General features: G+C 66.2%; 1 protein-coding gene. It reads left to right on the top strand.

Translation table 11 applies throughout. The annotated features are described in order from the left end of the window. The coding region (locus tag QQJ96_RS23530) for an amino acid adenylation domain-containing protein (protein ID WP_284334478.1) at positions 1-1434 on the top strand (1434 nt) is incomplete at both ends.

Genomic DNA, 1434 nt, shown 5'->3' with positions numbered 1-1434 from the left:
ATACCCGCGCGAACCGCGTGGCGCACCGGTTGATTGCGGAGGGCGTGCAGCCGGACGATCGCGTGGCGATCTGCGCAGAGCGCAGCGTCGAGCTGGTGGTGGGCTTGCTGGGCATCCTGAAGGCGGGCGGCGGGTATGTGCCGCTGGACCCGGGTTATCCGGGCGAGCGCTTGCAGTGGATCGTGGCCGATGCGGCACCCAAGCGATTGTTGAGCGATGCGGCCGGTCGCGAGGTGTTGGGTGCGAGCGGGCATGCCGCGTACGACGTGCTGGACATTGCCACGCTCGCCGGCGATAGCCGGCAGCCCTCGCGCAATCCCGTGCTGGCAACGCTGGGCCTGAGGCCCGAGCACCTCGCCTATGTGATCTATACCTCGGGCTCGACCGGAACACCCAAAGGCGTGCTGGTCGAACACCGTCAGGTGACGCGGCTGTTCGATGCGACGGCGCCCTGGTTCGGCTTCAACGCCCAGGATGTGTGGTGCCTGTTCCACTCCTTTGCGTTTGATTTCTCGGTGTGGGAGCTGTGGGGCGCCTTGCGTTATGGCGGTCGCCTGGTGGTGGTACCGCGGGAGATCGCCCAGTCGGCGCAGGAGTGCTACGACCTGGTGTGCCGGACGGGCGTGACGGTGCTCAATCAAACGCCGAGCGCGTTCCGGAGCTTTAGCGAGGCGCAAGCGCATAGCCGGCAAGCGCACCGTCTTCGCTACGTGATCTTCGGTGGCGAAGCCCTGGAGCCTGCGATGCTCAAGGGCTGGTACGAGCGGCACGGCGAGCAGTCGCCGGCCTTGATCAACATGTATGGGATTACCGAAACCACGGTGCATGTGACGTACCGGGCACTGCGGCAAGCGGATACGCAGGTAAGCAGCAGCCCGATCGGCCAGTGCATTCCTGATTTACGCGCTTACGTGCTGGATGCTTACCAACAGCCGGTGCCGATGGGCGCCGTGGGTGAGCTGTATATCAGCGGTGCCGGGGTGGCCCGCGGTTACTGGAACCGTGCGGAGCTGACGGCGCAGCGCTTCGTGCGCGATCCGTTCCAGCAGGAGGCGCGGATGTATCGCACGGGCGATCTGGCCCGGTACCTGCCGGATGGGAGCCTGGTGTACCTGGGCCGCAACGACAGCCAAGTGAAGATCCGCGGCTTCCGGATCGAGCTGGGGGAGATCGAGGCGCGCCTGGTCGAACATGCCGGTGTTCGCGAAGCTGTCGTGCTGGCACGCGAAGCGGAGGGTGGTGGGAAGCGGCTGGTGGCGTACGTGGTGGCGCAGGATGGTGCCGATGGCGAGGACCTGGTGCGTGCCCTGCGCACGCATCTGGGCGAGCGTTTGCCGGACTACATGGTGCCGGGCGCGTTCGTGCGGCTGACATCATGGCCGCTGACGGCGAATGGAAAGCTGGACCGCAAGGCGTTGCCGGTTCCCGATGACG

Source organism: Dyella flagellata (genome assembly GCF_030160275.1).
GTDB lineage: Bacteria > Pseudomonadota > Gammaproteobacteria > Xanthomonadales > Rhodanobacteraceae > Dyella_B > Dyella_B flagellata.
This window is presented reverse-complemented; position numbering and strand designations above follow the sequence as displayed.